At 66.5% G+C, this 21,124-nt stretch carries 22 protein-coding genes; 6 read left to right on the forward strand and 16 right to left on the reverse strand.

What is annotated here, in order from left to right; translation table 11 throughout:
• Window positions 1-3: 3 nt before the first annotated feature.
• From G7Y82_RS15300 to G7Y82_RS15315, 4 genes are all read right to left on the reverse strand, one after another.
• Window positions 4-1,938, reverse strand: coding sequence for an OPT family oligopeptide transporter (locus G7Y82_RS15300; protein ID WP_168149010.1), 1,935 nt, complete (start codon window positions 1,936-1,938; stop codon window positions 4-6).
• 113 nt (window positions 1,939-2,051) lie between these two features.
• Complete coding sequence (locus G7Y82_RS15305; RefSeq protein ID WP_168149011.1) at window positions 2,052-2,444, reverse strand: DoxX family protein; 393 nt, start codon at window positions 2,442-2,444, stop codon at window positions 2,052-2,054.
• Window positions 2,441-3,370 (reverse strand): oxidoreductase, encoded by a 930-nt coding sequence (locus tag G7Y82_RS15310; protein ID WP_168149012.1) that lies wholly within the window; start codon window positions 3,368-3,370, stop codon window positions 2,441-2,443. The genes G7Y82_RS15305 and G7Y82_RS15310 overlap by 4 nt, the downstream gene beginning before the upstream one ends.
• 84 nt (window positions 3,371-3,454) lie before the next feature.
• Entirely contained in the window at window positions 3,455-4,519 is a 1,065-nt protein-coding gene (locus tag G7Y82_RS15315) for a GGDEF domain-containing protein (RefSeq protein WP_168149013.1), read from the reverse strand.
• A gap of 197 nt (window positions 4,520-4,716) precedes the next feature.
• On the opposite strand from G7Y82_RS15315, the gene G7Y82_RS15320 reads away from it, so the two are divergent.
• A complete protein-coding gene (locus G7Y82_RS15320; protein WP_168149014.1) occupies window positions 4,717-5,346 on the forward strand; it encodes an outer membrane beta-barrel protein in 630 nt (209 codons plus the stop codon).
• A gap of 40 nt (window positions 5,347-5,386) precedes the next feature.
• Here G7Y82_RS15320 and G7Y82_RS15325 read toward each other — a convergent pair whose 3' ends face one another.
• The 5 genes from G7Y82_RS15325 to G7Y82_RS15345 all read right to left on the reverse strand — a co-directional run bounded on the left by G7Y82_RS15325 (window position 5,387) and on the right by G7Y82_RS15345 (window position 7,826).
• A complete protein-coding gene (locus G7Y82_RS15325; protein WP_168149015.1) occupies window positions 5,387-5,926 on the reverse strand; it encodes a lipocalin family protein in 540 nt (179 codons plus the stop codon).
• A gap of 49 nt (window positions 5,927-5,975) precedes the next feature.
• Window positions 5,976-6,371, reverse strand: coding sequence for a cupin domain-containing protein (locus G7Y82_RS15330; RefSeq protein ID WP_168149016.1), 396 nt, complete (start codon window positions 6,369-6,371; stop codon window positions 5,976-5,978).
• A gap of 165 nt (window positions 6,372-6,536) precedes the next feature.
• A complete protein-coding gene (locus G7Y82_RS15335; RefSeq protein ID WP_168149017.1) occupies window positions 6,537-7,211 on the reverse strand; it encodes a glutathione S-transferase family protein in 675 nt (224 codons plus the stop codon).
• Complete coding sequence (locus tag G7Y82_RS15340; protein ID WP_168149018.1) at window positions 7,208-7,492, reverse strand: hypothetical protein; 285 nt, start codon at window positions 7,490-7,492, stop codon at window positions 7,208-7,210. The genes G7Y82_RS15335 and G7Y82_RS15340 overlap by 4 nt, the downstream gene beginning before the upstream one ends.
• Before the next feature lie 64 nt (window positions 7,493-7,556).
• On the reverse strand, window positions 7,557-7,826 hold the full coding sequence (locus tag G7Y82_RS15345; RefSeq protein WP_168149019.1) for a YcgL domain-containing protein: 270 nt from the start codon (window positions 7,824-7,826) through the stop codon (window positions 7,557-7,559).
• Between the two features lie 136 nt (window positions 7,827-7,962).
• On the opposite strand from G7Y82_RS15345, the gene G7Y82_RS15350 reads away from it, so the two are divergent.
• A complete protein-coding gene (locus tag G7Y82_RS15350) occupies window positions 7,963-9,432 on the forward strand; it encodes a DUF7125 family protein (protein WP_366515675.1) in 1,470 nt (489 codons plus the stop codon).
• Window positions 9,432-9,800, forward strand: coding sequence for a response regulator (locus G7Y82_RS15355; RefSeq protein ID WP_206370748.1), 369 nt, complete (start codon window positions 9,432-9,434; stop codon window positions 9,798-9,800). The genes G7Y82_RS15350 and G7Y82_RS15355 overlap by 1 nt, the downstream gene beginning before the upstream one ends.
• Here the strand turns inward: G7Y82_RS15355 and G7Y82_RS15360 are convergent.
• Entirely contained in the window at window positions 9,797-11,023 is a 1,227-nt protein-coding gene (locus G7Y82_RS15360) for an aminotransferase class V-fold PLP-dependent enzyme (protein WP_168149020.1), read from the reverse strand. The two genes, G7Y82_RS15355 and G7Y82_RS15360, sit on opposite strands and share 4 nt — an antisense overlap.
• Window positions 11,024-11,048: 25 nt before the next feature.
• On the reverse strand, window positions 11,049-11,936 hold the full coding sequence (locus G7Y82_RS15365) for an Fpg/Nei family DNA glycosylase (RefSeq protein ID WP_168149021.1): 888 nt from the start codon (window positions 11,934-11,936) through the stop codon (window positions 11,049-11,051).
• Between the two features lie 121 nt (window positions 11,937-12,057).
• On the opposite strand from G7Y82_RS15365, the gene G7Y82_RS15370 reads away from it, so the two are divergent.
• The gene (locus G7Y82_RS15370) at window positions 12,058-12,876 is read left to right on the forward strand and encodes an HAD family hydrolase (protein WP_168149022.1); all 819 of its coding nucleotides are present in this window, start codon (window positions 12,058-12,060) and stop codon (window positions 12,874-12,876) included.
• Window positions 12,877-12,959: 83 nt separating this feature from the next.
• Window positions 12,960-13,301, forward strand: a complete 342-nt coding sequence (locus tag G7Y82_RS15375; protein WP_168149023.1) for a (2Fe-2S) ferredoxin domain-containing protein — start codon at window positions 12,960-12,962, stop codon at window positions 13,299-13,301.
• Here the strand turns inward: G7Y82_RS15375 and G7Y82_RS15380 are convergent.
• The 3 genes from G7Y82_RS15380 to G7Y82_RS15390 all read right to left on the reverse strand — a co-directional run bounded on the left by G7Y82_RS15380 (window position 13,286) and on the right by G7Y82_RS15390 (window position 15,192).
• Window positions 13,286-13,813 carry a hypothetical protein gene (locus G7Y82_RS15380; RefSeq protein WP_168149024.1) on the reverse strand — a complete coding sequence of 176 codons (528 nt, stop codon included), beginning with the start codon at window positions 13,811-13,813 and terminating at the stop codon, window positions 13,286-13,288. The genes G7Y82_RS15375 and G7Y82_RS15380 overlap by 16 nt on opposite strands.
• Window positions 13,814-13,917: 104 nt before the next feature.
• Entirely contained in the window at window positions 13,918-14,286 is a 369-nt protein-coding gene (locus tag G7Y82_RS15385; protein ID WP_168149025.1) for a hypothetical protein, read from the reverse strand.
• Between the two features lie 147 nt (window positions 14,287-14,433).
• Window positions 14,434-15,192: an ion transporter gene (locus tag G7Y82_RS15390; protein WP_168149026.1), complete on the reverse strand. Its 759-nt coding sequence runs from the start codon at window positions 15,190-15,192 to the stop codon at window positions 14,434-14,436.
• Between the two features lie 93 nt (window positions 15,193-15,285).
• On the opposite strand from G7Y82_RS15390, the gene G7Y82_RS15395 reads away from it, so the two are divergent.
• Window positions 15,286-17,076, forward strand: coding sequence for a DUF885 domain-containing protein (locus G7Y82_RS15395; protein ID WP_206370749.1), 1,791 nt, complete (start codon window positions 15,286-15,288; stop codon window positions 17,074-17,076).
• 52 nt (window positions 17,077-17,128) lie between these two features.
• Here the strand turns inward: G7Y82_RS15395 and G7Y82_RS15400 are convergent, their stop codons facing one another.
• On the reverse strand, window positions 17,129-20,242 hold the full coding sequence (locus G7Y82_RS15400; RefSeq protein ID WP_168149027.1) for an efflux RND transporter permease subunit: 3,114 nt from the start codon (window positions 20,240-20,242) through the stop codon (window positions 17,129-17,131).
• A gap of 3 nt (window positions 20,243-20,245) precedes the next feature.
• Complete coding sequence (locus G7Y82_RS15405) at window positions 20,246-21,088, reverse strand: efflux RND transporter periplasmic adaptor subunit (protein WP_366515676.1); 843 nt, start codon at window positions 21,086-21,088, stop codon at window positions 20,246-20,248.
• Window positions 21,089-21,124 lie beyond the last annotated feature (36 nt).

Consider the following 21,124-nt stretch of genomic DNA (forward strand, 5'->3'; position numbering starts at 1 on the left):
GCCTTACGCCGGCGCTTTCGCGGCGCTGAGATAGAGCAGCCAGGCGACGACGGCGAGCACGACGAGGCCGACGATCTGACCGAACTGGAAGGTCTCCGGCAGCGCCAGCACGTCGGCGTGGCCGGAGACAACGATCGGGATCGCGATGATGATGCCGGTCAGCGCCTCGCCGGTGATCAGGCCGGCCGAGAACAGCGTGCCCGGTCGGTGAATGCGGTCGCGGCGCTCTTTGTCGCCGGCCTTGAGCTTGTGCTTGCGCTCGACGAGGTGGGCGATCAGGCCGCCGATGAAGATCGGCACCATCAGTTCCAGCGGCAGGTAGATGCCGATCGCGGCGCCGAGCACCGGCACGCGGAACGACGCGCCACGCGCCTTGAGGAACTCGTCGAGGGCGATGACCAGCGCGCCGATCACGCAGCCGATGCCGATCATGGTCCACGGCAGGTGGCCGCCGAACAGGCCCTTGGCGACCGACGCCATCAGCACCGCCTGCGGCGCCGACAAGGCATTGGGGTGCTCGGCAGTCGGCGCGCCGATGCCGTAGGCGGCGGCGAGCAGGTTCAGCACCGGCGCCATCACCAGCGCGCACGAGAAAGCGCCGATGCCGATCATCAACTGCTGCTTCCACGGCGTGGCGCCGACGATATAACCGGCCTTGAGATCCTGCAGGTTGTCGCCGCCGACCGCCGCCGCGCAGCAGACCACGGCGCCGATCATGATGGCCGCTACCGCGCCGATCGGCGACTGGCCGCCGAGCAGGATCAGCAGCACCACCGACGCGAACAGGATGGTGGCGATGGTGATGCCGGACACCGGGTTGTTCGATGAGCCGACCAGGCCGGCCAGGTAGCCGGAAACCGAGACGAACAGAAAGCCGGTGACGATCATGATGATGGTCATCGGGATGCTGACCATCCAGTTGTGGACGATGGCCTGGTACAGCGCCGCCAGCGGCAGGATGAACAGCACCAGCGCGATCAGCATCCACTTCATCGGCAGGTCGCGCTCGGTTTCGGCGACGGCGGTGCCGGCGCCCTTGCGTGCGGCGGCCAAGCCCGACTTGATGCCGGACATCAGCGAGCGGCGCAGCGAGAACAGCGTCCAGATACCACCGATCAGCATGGTGCCGACACCGAGGTAGCGGATCTTGGCCGACCAGATTGCGTAGCCGACGTCTTCGGCGTGCTGGCCGGCAATCTTCGCTGCCAGCGCCGGATCGCTGTCGAGGAAAAACGCGTGGTAGATCGGGATCGCGATGTTCCACGAGAAAATCGAGCCGGAGACGATGACGATGCCGACGTTGAGGCCGACGATGTAGCCGACGCCGAGCAGCGCCGGCGACAGATTGGTCGCCATGAACGCGAAGTAGCGGCCGAAGAAGGTCGCGCCGACCGCCGAATCCGGAATCACGCGCAGGCCGGACGCGGCGGCGAGCTTGAGCAGCGAGCCGATCGCGCCGGCCAGCGCCAGAATCTTGATGCCGGGGCCCGGGTTTTCACCGGCCTTCAGCACTTCGGCGGCAGCCTTGCCCTCGGGAAACGCCAGCGGCTCCTCGACGATCATCGAACGGCGCAGCGGCACCGAGAACAGCACGCCGAGCAGACCGCCAAGGCCGGCGATCGCCAGCACCCACGAATATTTGAAGTCCTGCCAGTAACCGAGAATGACCAGCGCCGGAATCGTGAAGATCACGCCGGCAGCGATCGACGAGCCGGCCGACGCGCCGGTCTGCACGATGTTGTTTTCGAGAATCGAGCCGCCACCGAGCACGCGCAGCACGCCCATCGAGACGACGGCGGCCGGAATGGCGGTGGCGATGGTCAGGCCGGCGAACAGGCCCAGATAAGCGTTGGCGGCGGCGAGAATCATCGCCAGCAGCATCGACAGAATGATGGCGCGCAGCGTCAGCTGCGGCACGGCCGGCGCGGGTGCGCTCATCGGCAGTTTCCCCCAGTGCATCGGCCTCGCGGGCCACGAAGCCCGGATTGTCGCACGGTGATTGCGCAGGGGAACCGCGACCGGCCGTTTTGGGGGATTTTCCGCGCCGGGTCTCAGGCGTGCGCTGGGCGCTTCGCTGCGCGTGGCCAGGTGCTGCACGCGATGCAAGCCAGCAGCAGGATTTGCACGATCAGCCGCGCGCCGAGCAGCGCCGGGGCCATCTGCGGGAAGCGTTCCGGGTGCTGCCACATGTAGAGATTGGCGGGCGTCACGCACAACGTCAGTACGAACAGGCCGATGCCGGCCGCGCGCCGTGTGGCCGGCAGCAGGATGCCGATCGCGCCCAGCATCTCGAAGATGCCGCTGACGATGACCGCTGCGCCCGGCCACGGAATGTATGGCGGCACGATGCCGACGAAGAAGCGGTAGGCGAAGGCGTGGCCGAGACTGCCGAAGAAGAACCAGCAGAAGACGATGGCGAGGCCGGCGCGTTGCGCGACGCTCATGCGGGTGATGTCGCTGCGTCGAGATAGTGCACGCCGGTGGCGGCTTGCGACCAGTTCCACAGCCGTGCGCCGAGCGTTGCATCGCTGGCGGTTTCGCTGGCCTGAACACGGCGCGGAGCGCCGCGCAGCTCCTTGAAGCCGGACGGGCCGAAGTATTCACCACTGCGCACGTCGGGTGCGGTGGCCGCGTACAGCATCGGCAATGCGCCGATCGCCGGCGACTGCGCGAACAGCTTGGTCGACAGGCGGATGAAGGCGTTGCCGAGATCGGTGTTGGTGGCTGTGTAGCCGGGGTGCGCGGCGACTGCGCGGATCGGTAGCTGCGCGCGGCGCAGGCGGCGATCGAGCTCGAAGGTGAATGACAGTGCGGCGATCTTGCTGGCGCCGTAGGCGTCCATCTCTTTGTAGCGGCGCCGCGCGTAGTCGCTGTCATCGAGGTCGAGCCCGCTGCTCATGCGGTGCGCGAGGCTGCCGGTACTGACGATGCGCGCTGCCGGGGCCGCGCGCAGACTGTCGAGCAGCAGACCGGTCAGTGCGAACGGGCCGAGATGATTGGTGCCGATGTGTGACTCGAAGCCGTCGACGGTGCGGCCGTGCGGCACCATGATCGCCGCGGCGTTGTGGCAGAGCACGTCGAGCTTGCCGTGCGTGGCGGCGAACTTGTCGGCGAAGCGCCGGATCGATGCCAGGTCGGCCATGTCGATGCTCATCGGCTCGACGTCGGCGCGCGGTGCGCCATTGCGGATCGAGGCGACCGCGAGCGCCAACTTGGCCATGTCGCGCCCGGCGACGACGACGTGTGCGCCATGCATCGCGAACTGGCTGGCCAGCACCAGGCCGAGGCCGCGGTTGGCGCCGGTCACGAGCACGGTCTGGCCGGCGAGCGGCGGAATGTCGGTCTGCGACCACGGCGTTGGGCTGGGCATGCGGGGCCTCGCGTTGCGGCGCGTCATGCGCCGGGTGCATCGTGCGCAGCTGCGCTCGCGCCGGCCTCACGCGAACGGGTGGGGTCAGGCCGCCGCCGCGGCTTCGCTGCGATTGCGCCCACGGGTCTTGGCGCGATACAGCGCCGCATCGGCGGCGATCAGCCAGTCACGAACCTCGCGGCAGTCGGCGTCGATCTCGGCAGCGCCGATGCTGATCGTACAGGCTTCGGCCAGCGTCGGATCGGACGGTTGGGCTTCGACCTGCGCGCGAATCCGTTCGGCGACGAGCATCGCGTCGTCGATCGAGACGCCCGTCAGCACCACGCCGAATTCGTCGCCGCCGTAGCGCCCGGCGACGTCGACGACACGCACGCTGTCGGTGATTGCCGCCGCGACGCTGCGCAAGACCTTGTCGCCGGTCAGGTGTCCGCAGCGATCGTTGACGTCCTTGAAGTGGTCGATGTCGATCATCAGCAAGGTGGCGTGCGTCGCGGTACGGCCGGCGCGGATGAATTCATGCGCGACCTCGACTTCCCAGGCCGCGCGGTTGAGCAGGCCGGTCAACGCGTCGACGCGACTCAGCTGCGCGAGCTGGTGATTCTGGCGGCGGACTTTGCGCACCAGCGCGTAAGTCGCGGTGCTGACCGCCAGCGGGTAGCAGACCAGCAGTGGCAGGCAGGCCACGATCACCGGCAGCGGCGCCGCCAGATCGACGCGGAAACCGTTGAACAGGCCGCCGAGTAGGGCGCCGATCAGCTGCGCCGACGCCGTTCGCGCGAGGAAGCGCCAGCCGCCGACGGCGAGCTTGTCCATCGACAGCATCGTCACCAGCAGTGCGCTGGGCAGCAGCATGAAATGCATGCAGCCGACCCAGAAGCCGCCCAGCGCGGAGTCGGCGATCAGACTGCGGAATTCGATGGTCTGTGGCTGCGGACTGCGCCGCGCCAGCCAAGCGACAGCATGGGGCCAGACGAGTCCATGCAGCAGCATGCCGACCCAAACCACGACGCTGGCGCCGACGCTGTGCAGTGCCGCGCCGACCGCCAGCGCGCCGGCGCCCAGGCCCAGCACGCGTAAGCCGTAAACCCTGGCGACAAAGCGCAACTGCTCGTGTCTCTCGTCTGCGCTGCTATGCGTCGCCACTGCCATGCCTGACTGCCGTGTCCGCCGGATCTTGACCGGTGCACAGTCTGCCAGCGGACTTGCTGCTGTGCACCGATGGCGATTCGCAAGAACGAAAATGCACCGACTATTCAGGGCCTTCAGGACGGATTCAGTCCCCGGCGGGCAGTTTCACCGGGCGAGCCAGGAGGGCTCGAAATCGTCCACGGAGGGAGTTACCGATGATGTCCAAGCCAAAATTCAGCCCCGCACTTCGGCGTTTGATGCCGTTCGCCGTGATCGGCTGCATCGCCGCGCCGTTGCCGGCGCTGGCGGCCGACCTGCCGCATCAGGAGCCCGGCTTCTTTGCCGGTGGCGGTGCCATCTACACGCGTCTGCAGAACAAGTTCACCGATCAGAGCTTTCCGGACGACAGCGACGACTTCGACGACGATCGCGTGTCGTGGAAGGCGTTTGCCGGTGTGCGCGTCAACCCCATCCTGTCGATCGAAGGCCAGTACGTCGACTTCGGCGATGCCGAAAACGATGCGGCTCGTGTCGAGGCTGATGGCTGGACCGCGGCGCTCGTCGCCGACATCCCGCTGCACTACGTCCAGCCCTACGCGAAGGCCGGTGCGCTGTTTTGGCATACCGACGCGCATCTGCGCGGCGCGTTGAGCAGTGCCAGCAAGGTCAAGAGTGATGGCACGGACTTCTTCTGGGGTCTGGGGCTGCGCATCCCGCTCAACGAAGCTGTCGAGCTGCGCGCCGAATACGAGCGCTACAAGCTCAACGGCGATGCCGATGGCGATGACGACTACAGCGTCGATTCTAAGGTCGACGCCGCGTCACTGAACCTGCAGTTCAACTTCTGAGGTTTGAAGGCCCGGCGCCCTGGCGCGCCGGGCCTGCTTGTTAAGGCGCCGGCCACACCTGCGGTACGTGGTGCAGCTGCGTGATGTCGTAGCCCATGGCCGCGATGCGCGCTTCGGCTGCCTTCATGTCGGCGTCCGATACGCTCGGCGTGCGTGCCATGTACCAGACGTAATCGCGCTTGTCGCGGGCGACGATCACCTGCGAATAGTCGTCCGCCAGCCAGGCGATCAAATACTGCGCGCGAAACGGCCAGATGAACTGCACGCCCCAGCGTGCGTTGCTGTCGTGATCGTCGACATAGGCAGTCGAATGCAGCGTCTTCAGCGGGCCGTCCGGGCGCTTCTTGTGGTACGTGAACGTGGTCGCGATGCTGCCGTCGTCGGCGAGTTCGTAATGCTCGATCGAATTGCAGGCGGGCTTTTCGATGCCCGGCGGGATGTTGGCGATCACATACCAGTCGCCGACGTAGCGGGACAGCTCGACCTTGGGCACGGTCTCGATCGGTGGCTGCGCCGTTGTCGCACAAGCGGCAAGCGTGCTGAGCAAGACGGTGATGGCGGCGGCGCGGCGGGTGGTCATGGCGGGCTCGTGAGGGCGGATCGTTCTGTCACATACGAGCATGGCGGCGTTACGGATGCGGTGTGTCGATATCCTCGTACGCGTCCCAGCGGAAGCGCGGTGTGCACAGCGCCAGAAACAATAGATCGACCTCGCCGTCGTTATGGATGCGTTGCCGAAGGCCGGCGTCGATCTGCACGACGTCGCCCGCCACCACGGCTTGTGGGGCCGCGTCGCCAACCTCGACCTGCCCGTGACCCTCGAGGATCACATAGCGCTCGACGATTCCGTGCAGGTGGTGCCAGCGCGTCCACACGCCCGGTGCGACACGGGCGCGGGCGATCGACAGCGCCGGGTCGGCATCGTCGTTCGACCATTCGCTGATGGTGCAGCGCTCGGGCGTCAGCGTTTCGGTCGCGGCGGCGCCGTGGCGCAGGATGCCGCCGTCAGTCGTCGCGTGCGACATGCCGCGTGGCCCACATGTTGTCGACGAGGTTCGGATAGCGGCGGCCAGCCGCCGCGGCGCGCGCTCGCGCCGCGGCTTTCTGGGCGGCACTGAGCGGCTGCGCACGGCCCGGCGGCTGCGGGCGCTGACAGGGAGGCGATTTTTGTCGGCTCACGGCGTGCGGGCTCAGTGGCCGATCTGATACGGGCCGCCGCGCTCCAGCGCGCGCTGGTACGCGGGGCGCGCGTGAATCTTCTCGACGAACGCGCCGATGTGCGGCCGCGGGGCGTCACCACGGGCCATCGCCGCCTCGCAGTCGAAGCTCATCTGGATGTCGGCGGCGCTGAAGGCTTCGCCGGCGAACCACGTGTGCGCCGCCAGCTCCTGGTCGACATAGTCGAGTTGCGTCTTCAGGTTCGGTCCGAGAAATTGCTTGTGCACGCCATTGACGATGGCGCGCGCGATCGGACGGAACAGCGCCGGCGTCGACGGCACGATGCGGCTGAAGATCAACGTCATCACCAGCAGCGGCATCAGCGAGCCTTCGGCATAGTGCATCCAGTAGCTGTAGCGCAGCCGTTCCGGGGTGCCCGGTTGTGGCTGCAGGCGACCGTTGCCGTAACGCTCGAGGATGTATTCGAAAATCGCGCCGGACTCGGCGATGGTGTGGGTGCCGTCGGTGGTGGCGTCGGTGATGACCGGCGACTTGCCGAGCGGGTGGACGGCCTTGAGCGCCGCTGGCGCGAGCATGGTCTTGGCGTCGCGCTCGTAGCGCTTGACCTCATACGGCAGTCCCAGCTCTTCGAGCAGCCACAGGACGCGCTGCGAGCGGGAGTTGTTGAGGTGATGGACGGTGATCATGCGGAAGGAATCCAGTTCCAGAAATCCGGTTGTGTGTTGAGCCAGTCGTGCGCGGCCTTCTTCGACGCATGATCGGTTTCGGCGATCGAGAAGATCGGCCCCCAATCGCGCTCGTCCGCCTCGACACGCATGCCGATCTTCTCGGCTTCTTCGCGCAGAAAGGCGATATAGGCCTGAATCTGGCCGTCGTAGGCAATCGTGGCCTCGGCGCTGTCGTTTTCGATTTTCAATGCCGCGCGGCGGTGCGTCGGCAGATGAACGGTGATGATGGTGTGCGGCATGGGCACTCCTTTTTGGACCGTGGGCGTTCCAGTGTTGGCCGAATGGCGCCTCGCCGCAAGCGCATCAGTCGCCGAAGTGCAGGTGCGCCTTGACCGCACCTGAAGGCGGCATCTGCAAGTAGTAACCGGTTTGCTGCAACTGTTCGATCACGCGCAGCACGTCGGCGCGTGCCAGCGTACGCTGCGGGTGCAGGCTCAGATTCATTACCGCCGTCGTCGCACCGGTATGGCGGCGCAGCGCTTCGGGCAGATCGTCCGGTGACAGGCCGGCACGCAGATACAGGTACATTTCGCTCTGCCGCGCGCAGCGGTAGACAGTGCATTCGACGTTCATCGGCCTATTGTCGACGCAGCCGGGTTGGGGCGCGACCAGAATCTTTACAAAAAAATCCGCTGAATGCGTCGCGAGCCGGCGGCTCAACGCCTATGATGGGAGCGCGCCGACCCGCGGCGCAGGGAAAGGGACCGAGGTGAAGGATCATCGAGTGGCGCCGGACGGCGCCGGAGCGCGCATCACGACCGGCGTTCCAGGGCTGGACACCGTTCTCAATGGCGGGCTGCTGCCGGGCGGGGTCTACATCGTTCAGGGTTCGCCGGGCGCCGGCAAGACGATCCTCGCCAACCAGATCTGCTTCCATCGCGTCCATCGCGGTGAAAAAGTGCTGTACGTCACGCTGCTCGCCGAGTCGCATAGCCGGCTGATGCAGCACCTCAGCCGCATGTCGTTCTACGACGCGGACTGCATTCCGTCCTCGGTGTTCTACCTGTCCGGTTACGACGATCTCGAGAACGAAGGGCTCGAAGGCATCCTGCGTCTGATCAACCGCGAGAGCCAGAAGCGTGGCGCGTCGCTGATCGTCATCGACGGCGTCTTCGTGCTCGAGGAAACGGTTCATTCGGAGCGCGAGTTCCGCAAGTTCGTCAACTATCTTTCGACGCTTGCCGCGTTGCTGAAGGCGACGATCCTGATGCTGACCAACAGCAAGCGCACGCAAGCCAGCCCCGAATACACGATGGTCGACGGCTGGTTCGAACTGGCCACGTCCACGGAAGGCTATCGCAGCCGCCGCCACGTGCAGGTGCACAAGTTCCGCGGCAGTGGCTTCATTGCCGGGCTGCACAACACCGAGATCAGCAACGACGGCATGCGCGTGCTGCCGCGTCTGGAGATGACCGAGGGCATCGGTGCCGATGAAGCCGAGCTGGGCCGTCGCACGACCAGCGGCCTCGAACAGCTCGACGGCTTGCTCGGCGGCGGGGTGCCGGTCGGCTCGACGACGCTGGTGCTGGGCCCGACCGGCATCGGCAAGACCAGCCTCGGCCTGCATTTCATCTCGCGGAGTTCGGATGAGGCGCCTGGCCTGATCTTCGGCTTCTATGAGACCCAGCGGCGCCTGGAGATGCGTGCCAAGTCGATCGGCATCGACCTGGCCGGCCTGACGCAACAGGGGCGGGTCGAGGTGCTCTGGCAGCCGCCGACCGAGCATGTGCTCGATGCGCTGGGCTACCGACTGCTCGAAGCCGTGCGGCGCAGCGGCGCCAAGCGCGTGTTCGTCGACGGCATCGGCGGCATCGAACAGTCGGCCGCCTATCCGCAGCGCATTCCGTCGTTCCTGGCGGCGCTGACCAAGGAATTGCGCGACGAGGGCGTGACGTCGATGTACAGCGCCGAGGTGCCGCAGGTGCTGGGCCATCAGTCCGACCTCTCGTTCGGGCGCATCTCGGCGGTTGCGGAAAACATCGTGTTGCTGCGCTATGTCGAACTTGATTCGCGTCTGCGGCGCCTGATCTCGCTGCTCAAGGTGCGCGAAAGCGACTTCGACGCGGCGATACGCGAGTTCGAGATCACCGACCAGGGGGTCCGCGTGGGCCAGGTGTTCCGTCACGCGGAAGGTTTGCTCACGGGCCACGCGCATCGTCAGCCGCCGGCAGATGTGTGATGGCGACGCAGCCACAGCACATCCTGTTGGTCGAGGATGAGCCCGGCACACTGAACACCACGGCGATGCTGCTGGAGATGTCCGGCTTTCGTGTCAGCAAGGCGCCGAACGGCCGCAGAGGCCTGGACATGCTGCTCAGCGAGCGGCCCGACCTGCTGGTCACCGACTACATGATGCCGCACATGGACGGTCTGCAATTGATCGCAGCGGTGCGCGCCGAGCCAACGCTCGAGGGGCTACCGATCCTGCTGATGAGCGCGGCACTGCCGGCAGAGGCTGCCCGTCAACAGGTCGCCGACGGCTTCATCAGCAAACCGTTCGATTACGACGAGTTCGAGCGCCGCGTGCGCGCGCTGCTGGGGGGCTAGCTGCCCAGCGCACGCGCCAGCGACGTCAGCAGGCGGTCGACGTCCGTTGCCGTGTTGTAGTGCGCCAGCGAGACGCGCACGACGCCGAGTGCCGGATCGATGCCGAGGGCCTCGCACAAGCGCGTCGAATAGAAGTTGCCGCTGCCGGTCAGCACGCCATCACGGCCCAGCGTCTCGACCAGTGCCAGCGGCGGCGTCGCTGCCGGAACGAATGCGACGAGGCCGGCACGTGTGTGGGCGCTGCGTGGGCCGAGCAGCCGCAACGCCGGATGGGCATCGACGAACTCGAGGATCGGCTGCAACAGGGCCGCGTCGTCGCCGAGCAGTGCGCGCACGCGCGCCGCGCGGCCCGACACATCGCCGCCACCGTGATGTGCATCGAGCACGTCGAAGTATTCGGCGATGCCGGTCATCGCCGCGACCTGCGCGTGATCCGGGCCAGCCGGAACGTAGCGACGATGCGGCAGCGGCGCATGGAAGTAATGCGCTTCGTTGCCCAGCTCGTCGAGCAGCGGCCGCCGGATCACCATCACGCCCTGGTGCGGGCCGAAGGTCTTGTACGCCGAGAACAGATAGATGTCGGCGCCGAGTGCGGGCACGTCCGGCAGGCCATGGGGGGCATACGACACGCCGTCGACGACGCTGACGGCGCCAGCTGCGCGGATCTTGGCGCAGATCGCGGTGACCGGATTGACCTCGCCGAGCAGATTCGACACCTGCGGGAACGCCACCAGCCGGGTGCGCGGTCCCAGCAGCGCATCGAGGTCGGCTGGATCGAGGCTGCCGCTGTCGCGCTGGACGCGCCACTCGCGCACGACGATGCCGTTCTCGGCCAGACGCCGCCACGCGCCGCTGTTGGCCTCGTGATCCTGATCGGTGACGACGATTTCGTCGCCCGGCCGCAGGCGCCGGCGAAAGGCTTGCGCCAACACGTATGCGTTCTGTGAGGTCGACGGACCGAACTGCACCTCGTCCGATGTCACGCCCAGGTATTCGGCGATGCGGACATAGGCGGCATCCATCCATGCGCCGGCCTCCTGCGCCGCCGGGTACGCGTGGTAGGGCTGCACCTTGAGCCGTCGGTAATATTCGCCGAGACGATCGACGACCTGCCGGCAGGGCAAGGAACCGCCGGCGTTTTCGAAGAATGCGGCGTCGCGCCACTCGTCGAACGCGTAGGCGGGGAACTGGGAACGGACGAAGCTGGTATCGAGTCGGGACACGGTAGTCGCTGGGCTGGAATACGGATCAGCGCTCGAGTTCGTCGAGCGTCTTCGGCCAGTTGGCCTTGAGCAGGCGCGACAGCGCGCGGTCGGCAAGCAACCGCCCGGCCGTCTGGCAGCGCGCACAGTAGTTTGCCTCGTTGTCGGCATAGACGATGCGTTGCACCGGCGCGCCGCAATCCGGGCACGGTTGGCGGTAGCGGCCATGCACGGCCATCTCCGGACGAAATGCGGTGACCTTGTCCGGCCAGCCGTCGCCGGCTTCGCGGCGCAGGCGTTCGGTCCACTCACGCAGGACGTCTTGCGTGGCGGCATACAGGCGCGCGTGCTCGTCGGCATCCAGCGCCTGCGTCTGCTTGAACGGCGACAGTCGCGCGCGATGCAGAATTTCGTCCGAGTAAGCATTGCCGATGCCGGCGAGCACCCGCGGATCGGTCAGCGCGCGCTTGAGTGTGTGGTTCTCGCGCATCAGCGCCACGCGAAAGCCGGCGGCGTCCACCTCCAGCGGCTCGACGCCGCCGCGCGTGAACGCCTGCAGGGCGGCCTCGCCGGCGAGCAGATGCAATGCGGCGCGGCGCTTGCTGCCATGCTCGACGAGCAACAGCGTGCCGCGATCGAAATCGAAGGCGGCGAGGCCATTCGATTTCGGCAGGGCGGCGCCGGCCCGGGTCCAGCGCAGGCGACCGAGAATCATCAGGTGGATCACCGCGTGCAGATCGTGCTCGAAGTCCAGCACCAGCCGTTTGCCGAGCCGTCGCGTGGCGCGCAGGCGGTGTCCGATGAAAGCTGCCGGTGGCGGTTCAACCGTGCGCAACACGAAGGGTTTGCCGATGCGCAGGTCGCGCAACTCGGCGCCGACAGCCAGGGTGTCGAGCCGCTCGAGATAGACCGTCAGATCCGGCAATTCAGGCATCGTTCGGTGCGCGGGCGAATGATCGTGATCACACGATAGCGGTGTTTGTCGCGACATGCTGACCGCTTGACAGCTCAGGGTCACGCGCCGACGCTGCCGATGGAGGAAGAAAAGCAGCTCGATGAGCATTCTGCAGATTCCGCATGCGCATCCGACCGTCATTCTGTTCGACTGGCATGCGACGCTGGCCGACACCATGGACGCGATGTACTACGCGCTCGACGATGTGATGCCGCGCCTGCGGCCGCTGGGTCTGATCGAGCGTCTGGTGCCGCCGGGCCGTTCGAAGACGCTGGAAGACGAAAAGCTCGTCAAGTACGTGCGCGAGCATTCCAGCCTGCATCCCAAGGTGCGTGCCGAGCGCAAGATTTCGCGGACCGACATCTTCGAAGTCCTGTTCGGCGACGATCAAGAAGCCAAGGCCCGCGCGCATCAGGAGTTCGATCGAACCTACGAGCAGCACTTCGGCGCCGTACGGCCGATGGAGGCCGGGGCGCGTCAACGTCTGCAGGCACTCAAGGACCTCGGCGTCGAAGTCGGCGTCCTGTCGAATCGCGCACGACGCTTCATGGCGCATGAGCTCTACATGATCGACGGCGACGGCTGGCATGAACTCGTCGACACCATGGTCTGCGGTGACGATGTCGCGCGGCGCAAGCCGCATCCCGATCTGGTGCTCAAGGCGCTCGACAATCTGGGCCGTGCGCCGGGCCTGGACTGCTGGTATGTCGGCGACAGCACCACCGACGTGATCGCCGCCAAGCGTGCCGGGGTGACGTCGGTGTTCTACAACGGCGTCGGTTGGGATCGGCACTGGCTCGACAAGATCTTTCCCGGCACGGTGCGCCACCCGCATGTGCCCGATGCCGTGGTCGGTGATCTGCCGGAGTTGCTGGCGCTGGCGCGACGATTGATTGCGGCGTCCGCCGAGCAGGCCTGAAGCAACGCGGACATTCAGGCTCGGGGCGGGCCGCGCGTGCGCTAATGGTGGGCAGCGGCGACAGCCGCAGGAGCGATCCCCCGATGGATGGAGTCAAGACCGACAAGCCGATACGCGCAGCCGCTGGCTGGGACGATGTGGTCTTCGTCTGCGGCAAGTGCATGCGCAAGATGAAGCGTGACGACGAGGCGCCGCCACTGCGCAAATGGCTGAAGCGGGAACTGAAGGCCCGCGGCGCCGGCAAGCGGCTGCGCATCGTTGAATGCGGATGCCTGGACTTGTGCCCCAAGCACGGCGTGACGCTGGCTCGTGGCCGCGAACTCGGCGAGGGCCGCAAGAAGTTGCGCGTGCTGCGCCCCGGCGACGACCCGCAGTGCGTGCTCGACTGGCTGCTCGATCCGCCAGCCGATCAGTTCGGAACCTGATACTCGACGCGGAACGTCAGGTTCAGCGGAAACTCCATCGCACACCGCTTGCCGCCACAGTTGGCCGGTTTGAACGGCTCACGCAGCATCACATAGGTCACGACCTTGGCAACGTCCTTGCTCGGCATCGCGTAGAACGCGACGTTCTTGACCTTGCCGTAGGGGTCGACGTTGACGATTGCCGACAGCTCGCCGTTCTCCTGCAGCGCCTGCTGGGCGATGGAGATGCTCTTCATCATGTGCCGCGTGCCGTGCAGCGGGTACGGCGGGTCGGTGTCGGCCGGCAGGTTTTCGTACTGCGAGCGAAACGCTTGCTTCTGCGCCGGCGTCAGCTCGTCGTAAGTGGCATCGAGCGGGAAGCTGTCGACCGCGATCGGCTTGGTGATGTGCGTGCCGGTGGTCGGTGTGTCCTGGTAGATCGTATTCGGATTTTCGGCCGAGGCGACGCCTGTGGTGCCGATGGCGACCAACGATGCGGCGGCGATGGCGCATCGCGCAATGAACAAAGACATAAACGCCCCCCGGCGCTGATCAGTGTCAGCGGAGCGTCATGCAAACGCCGCGCCACCGTCCGTGGCCGCGCGGTGCTGGAGACCGTCGAAGCGCTGTTCGGGCCTCAGTTCGACGGGGGCGTGCCCGACGTCGTCGAATTCAGGCGCTGACAGATCGGACGGCTGGGGTTGGCCTTGCATGCGGCTTCGAGCTTGGCGCGGCGCTCGTCCTTGCAGGCCTGCGGGTTCGACTGACACTCAGCCGCTTTCTCCGCCATTTTCTGCTTGGCCTCTTCGCACTTGGCCGGATCGGCATCGCACTTGGCCTTGAGGCGCGTCTTCATTGCCTCGCAGCGGTCGGGGTGCGCCTGGCACCAGGCTGCGGCGGTCGGCGGTGGCGCGCTCGAACCGTCGTCGGCCATGGCCTGAAAGCTGACACCGCCGAGCATGGTCGCGGCCATCAGCAGTGCGGACAGCATGCGCATCGGATTCATCGGGGCACTCCTGTCGAAATGGAACCTCGGCAGTGTGCCGTATGGGCCGTGCCGCCGCGTAACAGTTTGTAGCGATGAGCGCTGGCAACCTTCGTGAGCCGCCCATATCGAGCCCTGAAGCGGCGTTTTCCGCTGTGTCGCCGCTGGCTAGCGCGACTGGCCGTAGCGATTGTTGAGATAGACCGCGTCGCGCAGTTGCTTGACGTTCTCGCGCAGGATGTCGGCCACCAGCTCGTCGGTACGGGGGTCGGACAGCACTTCCTCGACGATGCGAAAGCCGGCGTCAACCACCGCCTCGCTGATGTCCTTGTAGAACGGCAGGCGCGACAGCCGGCCGGCCTTGGGGTCTTCGCGCAGCTTTTCGAACATCATGTTGCGCAGCGAGCCCTGATTCTCGCGCAGCGCCTTGGACACATTGCGGGTGTAGGTGCCGTGCACCAGCACCTCGGCAACCTCGTCGAGCACCGCGACGGTGACCGCGTCGCTGATCGATTCGACGATCGCGTTCTTGAAGCGGTTGACGAACAGGTAGGTGAAGTCCTCACCGAGCGCGCGGTCGGCGGCGGCGCCGAGGCGCGAGAACATGACGATCACGCGCACCACGCGAAACAGGCGGAACGCGCGCAGCGCCGGATGCGCGGCCGGAATCATGCCGAGGATTTCGTACCAATTGCGCTTCAGGAACGCCAGTTCCCAGCGGGCACGGCGCCAGCGCCACATGAACTCGACGAAGAAGATTGCGCAAAACGCCAGATCGCCGATTACGATCCAGTGCTCCTGCGCTTCGGTGGCCGGTCCCCAGGTGTCGTAGCCGAGCAGAGCGATCGAGGCCAGCGCCAGGATCAGCATCACCCAGTCGATGATGGCGATGCGGCGGCGCTCCGATGTGCGCTGGTGTTCGTGCATGGTTCTCGCGGCGAGCCCGTCGATGAGGAAAAGCCCGCTCTTGTCGTTGTGGTCCGGCCGCTATCATGCGGGCACTTGGGGAGGACCGCATCCATGAACCGCATGACCCTGCTGGCGCGCAGCGCTGCCGCCATCCTGCTTTCCGTTGCCGCGATGGCCCGTGCCGACGCCGGCACCGCCGCCGATACCGCCGTCGATCGGCAATTCCATCGCCAGTTCGGCGACGACTTCCTGTCCGCATACTGGAAACTGCATCCGGACTTCGCGATCGCCGTCGGCTATTACGACGACGCGGCCGAACTGCCGGCGCCGGACGCCGCATACCGCAAGCGCCTGCAGCAGTTCCTCGACACCTCGATCGGCAAGCTCGATGCGATGCCGGCGGCGCAGATGAGCGATGGCGTGCGCACCGACCGCGAGATGCTGCTCAACCAGCTGCGCTACGAGCGCTGGTCGCTCGATACGCTGCGCGACTGGCAGTGGGAGCCGTCGGACTACAACGTCGCCGACGCGTTCTCGCTGCTGCTCAACACGCCGTACGCCGACGAGGCGACGCGCCTGCGCACGGTGTCCAGGCGGCTGGCGCAGGTGCCGGCGTATTACGCCGCGGCCGAGAAAGCGATTTCGCATCCGACGCGCGTGCATACGCAGATGGCGATCGCGCAAAACGAGGGCGCGCTCGACGTATTCGGCGACGCGCTGGAGAAGCAGGTTGCCGGCTCCCAACTGAGCGCCGATGAACGCGTGACTTTCCTGCATCACCTCAAGGCGGCGCGCGCGGCGATCGAGGCTTATGTCGACTTCCTGAAGACCCTGGACGCGAAGCAGGCCAAGGACGGCGGCGCGCGCGACTTCCGCCTAGGTCAGCCGTACTACGACCAGGCCTTCGCCTATGAAGTGCAGGCCGGCATGAGTGCCAAGCAGCTTTACGAGCGCGCCGTCGCCGAGAAGCAGCGCCTGCATGCGCGCATGAGCGTGCTCGCCGATCAGCTGTGGCCGAAGTACTTCCCGGACACGCCGCCGCCGGCCGAGCCGCTGGTGAAGATCCGCACGTTGATCGAGAAGCTGTCGGACAACCACGTCCAGCCGTCGGAGTTCTATCCGCAGATCAAGGCGCTGATTCCGAAGCTCGAAGCCTGGGTCACCGACCACGATCTGCTGACGCTGGACCCGAGCCGGCCCTTGGATGTGCGCATCACGCCGCCGTATCAGCGCGGTTACGCGATGGCGTCGCTGGCCGCGCCGGGGCCTTATGACCCGACCGCCAAGACGTATTTCAACGTCACGCCGATGGACGGCTATACGCCAGCGCAGGCCGATAGCTTCCTGCGCGAATACAACCACTGGCTGATGCAGATTCTGGCCATCCATGAAGCGGTGCCCGGTCACTACGTGCAGTTGCTGTACGCCAACAAGTCGCCGAGCCGCATCAAGGCGATCTTCGGCAACAGCGCGATGATCGAGGGCTGGGCCGTCTACAGCGAACGCATGATGCTCGAAAGCGGTTGGGGCGATCACGCGCCGGAAATGGAGCTGATGTATTCGAAGTGGGTACTGCGCGTGGTCTGCAACACCATCCTCGACTACGGCGTGCACGTGCTCGGCATGAGCCAGGACCAGGCGATGAAACTGCTCACCGACGAAGCCTTCCAGAGCCGCACCGAGGCCGAAGGCAAGTGGCATCGCGTACAGGTGTCGAGCGTGCAGCTGACGTTCTATTACGCGGGCTTTTCGGCGATCTACGGCTATCGCCAGCAGCTCAAGGACGAACTCGGCGATCGCTTCGATCTGAAGAAATTCAACGAGAAGTTTCTCAGCTACGGCAGCGCGCCGGTGGCGGTGATCGAACAGTTGATGAAGCCGGCCGACGTCGCCAGGCCCTGAGGCGAAGCTGGCGCTGGCGACGGCCCGGATCGGCCGCCGCCAGCGCCGGCGATCAGGTCGCCAGGTCGCGTCGGTGCGCGAAGGCGTAGAGCACCGGCAGTACCAGCAGACTCAAGGTGGTGGCGGAGATGATGCCGCCGATCACCACGGTTGCCAGCGGGCGCTGCACCTCGGCGCCGGTGCCGGTGTTCAGCGCCATCGGCAGAAAGCCCAGCGAGGCAACCAGCGCCACCATCAGGATCGGCCGCAGTCGCGCCAGCGCACCCTCGGTGATCGCCGCGTCCAGCGACCGGCCCTCGGCGACCAGACTGCGGAACATCGAGACCATGACCACACCGGTCAGTACCGCGACGCCGCACAGCGTGATGAAGCCGACGCCTGCCGAGATCGACAGCGGGATGTCGCGTAGCCACAGCGCGACGATGCCGCCGGTCAGCGCCAGCGGCACGCCGGAGAACACCAGCAGCGCGTCCTTGACCGACGCGAACGTCAGATACAGCAGGCCGAAGATCATCAGCAGGGCGATCGGTACGACGATCGCCAGCCGTGTTGCCGCCGACGCCAGCTGCTCGAAGGTGCCGCCCCAGCGCACGTAGTAGCCGGTTGGCAGTGCGACATCGGTGGCGACGGCGCCGCTGGCCTCTTCGACGAAGCCGCCGAGGTCGCGGCCGCGCACATTGGCGGTGACGACGATGCGTCGTGCGCCGTTTTCGCGCGAGATCTGATTCGGGCCGAGGGTGCGCGTGATGGTCGCGACTTCCGACAGCGGCACGTAACCGCCGCCGGCCAGCGGTACCGGCAGCGTCGCCAAGGCCGCCGGATCGGTACGCGAAGTCTCCGGCAGGCGCACGACGACGGCGTAGCGCGCGTCGCCTTCGAAGATCGTGCCGGCGCGACTGCCGCCGACCGCGGTGGCGACCAGATCCTGGATGTCGGCGATGCGCAGGCCGTAGCGCGCCAGTTGCATGCGATCCGGCTGCACGGCCAGCATCGGCAGGCCGCTGGCCTGTTCGACCTTGACGTCGGCCGCGCCGGCCACGCGGCCGATGCGTGCAGCGATGCGGCTGCCGAGCCGCTGCAGCGTATCGAGATCGTCGCCGAACACCTTGATTGCGACGTCGGCACGCACGCCGGAGATCAACTCGTTGAAGCGCATCTGGATCGGCTGCGTGAAGCTGTAGGCGGCGCCGGGAATCGCGTCGACGACGGCCGCCAGCTCGCCGATCAGCGTCGCTTTCGACTTGCCGGGGTCTGGCCACTGCGCGTGCGGTTTGAGCATCACGAAGGTGTCGGTCTCACCGGGCGACATCGGATCGGTGGCGGCCTCGTTGGTGCCGGTACGGGCGAACACGCGCGCGACTTCCGGCACGTTCATCAGCGCCGCGTTGACCAGCTTCTGCGTCGCCACCGCCTGTTCGATGCCGATGCCCGGTACGCGCGTCGGCTGGATGATGAGATCGCCTTCGTCGAGATTGGGAATGAACTCGGTGCCGAGCCGAGTGGCCAGCACGCCGCAGCCCAGCGTCAGCAGCAGCGCCGTGCCGAGCACGGTACTGCGGTGGCCGAGCGCCCAGGCCAGCATCGGCGCATAGCCGCGCCGCGCGCCGCGCACGATGGCATTGTCCTTCTCGGCGATCGGCCCGTTGAGGGCGATCGCGATCAGTGCCGGCACCAGCGTCACCGACAGCAGCAGCGCTGCGAGCAGGGCGATGATCACGGTCAGCGCCATCGGGTGAAACATCTTGCCCTCGACGCCGCTGAGCGCCAGGATCGGCAGATTGACGAGCACCACGACCAGCACGCTGACCAGGCTCGGTCGGAACACTTCGGCGGTCGCCTCGTGCACCACGGCCAGGCGGTGCGTCAGCGGCAGCACGCCGCCGTGTCCGCGTTGCGCATGACCAAGTCGCATCAGACAGTTCTCGACGATGATCACCGAGCCGTCGACGATCAGGCCGAAGTCCAGGGCGCCGAGGCTCATCAGATTGGCGCTGATGTGGCCGCCGACCATGCCGGTGAAGGTCATCAGCAGCGACAGCGGAATCACCAGCGCCGTCAGCAGCGCGGCGCGTAGATTGCCGAGCATGACGAACAGCACGACGATCACCAGCAACGCGCCTTCGATCAGGTTCTTTTGCACGGTGTGGATGGTCTTGCCGACCAGATCGGTGCGGTCGTAGACGGTCAGCGCCTCGACGCCGGCCGGTAGCTGCCTGCGGATGTCGTCGAGCTTGTCGGCGACTCGCTTGGCGACCACACGGCTGTTCTCGCCGATCAGCATGAAGGCGGTCGACAGCACTGTCTCGTCGGTGCCGAGCTGCGCGGCGCCGGTGCGCAGCGGCGCGCCGATCTCGACATCGGCGACGTCGGCGACGGTGACCGGGATGCCATCGTGCGAAGCGACCACGACGCGACGCAGATCGTCGACGCCGCGCAATTCGCCGGGGACGCGGACCAGCAACTGCTCGCCATTGCGCTCGATGTAGCCGGCGCCGCGATTGCCGTTGGCGGCGATCAGCGCCGTGCGCAGATCGTCGACGCTGAGCTGCTGTGCGAGCAGGCGCGACGGGTCGGGCAGGACGTGAAATTCCTTGACGCGACCGCCGATGGTGTCGACTTCGGTGATGCCGGGTGTCTGCCGCAACTGCGGACGAATGATCCAGTCCTGGATCGAGCGCAGCGCGGTGGCGTCGTACGGGGTGCCGTCGGGCTGACGGGCTTCGGGGTCGGCGCGCAGCGCGTACATGAAGATCTCGCCGAGGCCGGTGGTGATCGGGCCAAGCGACGGTTCGACATCGGCCGGCAGGTTGGCGCGCACGTCCTGCAGCCGTTCATTGACGAGCTGGCGCGCGCGGTAGATGTCGGAGCCGTCGGCGAACACCGCCGTGATCTGCGACAGGCCGTATTTCGAGAGCGAGCGGGTGCTGACCAGGCCGGGGATGCCGCCGAGCGAGGTTTCGATCGGAAACGTCACGCGTCTTTCGGTTTCGAGCGGTGAATAGCCGGGTGCGCGCGCGGCGATCATCACCTGCACATTGGTGATGTCGGGCACGGCGTCGAGCGGCAGGCGCTGGTACGACAGCACACCGAGCACGGCGAACGCCAGTGCCATCAGCACCATCATCCAGCGTCGGTGAATCGCGAGGTGGAGCAGGGCATTGATCATGGTTCAGTCCTCTGCCTCGGCGAGCCACTCGGACTTCAACAGGAAGCTGTTGCCGACCGCGACGCGCTCGCCGGCCTGCAAACCGTCGATGACCTCGACGTGCCGGCGATCGCGCTTGCCGGTGCGCAGGGCGCGCGGGACGAAGCCTGCAGCCGTTTCGACGAAGACCGACGCTTGACCGTCGAGGTCCTGAATCGCGGCTTGTGACACGGCGAGCGCGACGTCGTGTGCCGCGATCTCCAGATCGGCGCTAATGAACTGACCCGGGCGCCAGCGGCCGCTGGCGTTGTCGAGCGTCGCGCGCAGCGGAATGCTGCGGCGCTGCGGATCGCTGGACGGAGCGATGTAGTCGAGCTGTGCCTGCACCGGCGCTTGCGTGCGATCGGCATGGATGTCGACGCGCTGTCCGATCTGCAGGCCAACGGCATCTCGCGGAAAGACTTCGAGCTGTGCCCAGACCTGTGACAGGTCGGCGATCACGAACAGCGTGTCGCTGCCCAGCGCTTCGCCGTCGTTGACGTGCCGTTCGACGACGAGTCCGGCAATCGGGGCCTTGATGCGGTAGGGCTGCAGGCTGTCGTTCGACTCGACGATCAGCAAGGTCTCGCCGGCGGCGACCGAATCGCCGATGTTCTTCATCACGCGTCGCGCGATGCCCGGGTAACGGGCCGCGACATGGCGGACGCGGTCGGCGACGGCAGCGATGTGACCATAGACCGGTACGACTTCGATGATACTGGCGGCGCCAACGCTGGCGATCTCGATACCGGCATCGCGGCGTTGCTGGTCGTCGAGCTTGATCGCCGCTCGTGCCGCGGGCGCTTCGATGCGGTCGGAGGGCGCCACCGGTGACGTCGATGGGCCACAGGCGGAAAGGGTGAG

Origin of the sequence: Solimonas marina, assembly GCF_012241385.1 — a bacterium.
In the GTDB taxonomy this organism is placed as follows: Bacteria; Pseudomonadota; Gammaproteobacteria; order Nevskiales; family Nevskiaceae; genus Solimonas; species Solimonas marina.

Coding starts and splice junctions, on each gene's coding strand:
- G7Y82_RS15305 (WP_168149011.1), bottom strand. CDS start 2,444: ATGAGCGTCGCGCAACGCGCCGGCCTCGCCATCGTCTTCTGCTGGTTC.
- G7Y82_RS15385 (WP_168149025.1), bottom strand. CDS start 14,286: ATGAATCCGATGCGCATGCTGTCCGCACTGCTGATGGCCGCGACCATG.
- G7Y82_RS15370 (WP_168149022.1), top strand. CDS start 12,058: ATGAGCATTCTGCAGATTCCGCATGCGCATCCGACCGTCATTCTGTTC.
- G7Y82_RS15335 (WP_168149017.1), bottom strand. CDS start 7,211: ATGATCACCGTCCATCACCTCAACAACTCCCGCTCGCAGCGCGTCCTG.
- G7Y82_RS15355 (WP_206370748.1), top strand. CDS start 9,432: ATGGCGACGCAGCCACAGCACATCCTGTTGGTCGAGGATGAGCCCGGC.
- G7Y82_RS15395 (WP_206370749.1), top strand. CDS start 15,286: ATGAACCGCATGACCCTGCTGGCGCGCAGCGCTGCCGCCATCCTGCTT.
- G7Y82_RS15380 (WP_168149024.1), bottom strand. CDS start 13,813: ATGTCTTTGTTCATTGCGCGATGCGCCATCGCCGCCGCATCGTTGGTC.
- G7Y82_RS15325 (WP_168149015.1), bottom strand. CDS start 5,926: ATGACCACCCGCCGCGCCGCCGCCATCACCGTCTTGCTCAGCACGCTT.
- G7Y82_RS15330 (WP_168149016.1), bottom strand. CDS start 6,371: ATGTCGCACGCGACGACTGACGGCGGCATCCTGCGCCACGGCGCCGCC.
- G7Y82_RS15345 (WP_168149019.1), bottom strand. CDS start 7,826: ATGAACGTCGAATGCACTGTCTACCGCTGCGCGCGGCAGAGCGAAATG.
- G7Y82_RS15340 (WP_168149018.1), bottom strand. CDS start 7,492: ATGCCGCACACCATCATCACCGTTCATCTGCCGACGCACCGCCGCGCG.
- G7Y82_RS15365 (WP_168149021.1), bottom strand. CDS start 11,936: ATGCCTGAATTGCCGGATCTGACGGTCTATCTCGAGCGGCTCGACACC.
- G7Y82_RS15390 (WP_168149026.1), bottom strand. CDS start 15,192: ATGCACGAACACCAGCGCACATCGGAGCGCCGCCGCATCGCCATCATC.
- G7Y82_RS15375 (WP_168149023.1), top strand. CDS start 12,960: ATGGATGGAGTCAAGACCGACAAGCCGATACGCGCAGCCGCTGGCTGG.
- G7Y82_RS15400 (WP_168149027.1), bottom strand. CDS start 20,242: ATGATCAATGCCCTGCTCCACCTCGCGATTCACCGACGCTGGATGATG.
- G7Y82_RS15300 (WP_168149010.1), bottom strand. CDS start 1,938: ATGAGCGCACCCGCGCCGGCCGTGCCGCAGCTGACGCTGCGCGCCATC.
- G7Y82_RS15310 (WP_168149012.1), bottom strand. CDS start 3,370: ATGCCCAGCCCAACGCCGTGGTCGCAGACCGACATTCCGCCGCTCGCC.
- G7Y82_RS15315 (WP_168149013.1), bottom strand. CDS start 4,519: ATGGCAGTGGCGACGCATAGCAGCGCAGACGAGAGACACGAGCAGTTG.
- G7Y82_RS15320 (WP_168149014.1), top strand. CDS start 4,717: ATGTCCAAGCCAAAATTCAGCCCCGCACTTCGGCGTTTGATGCCGTTC.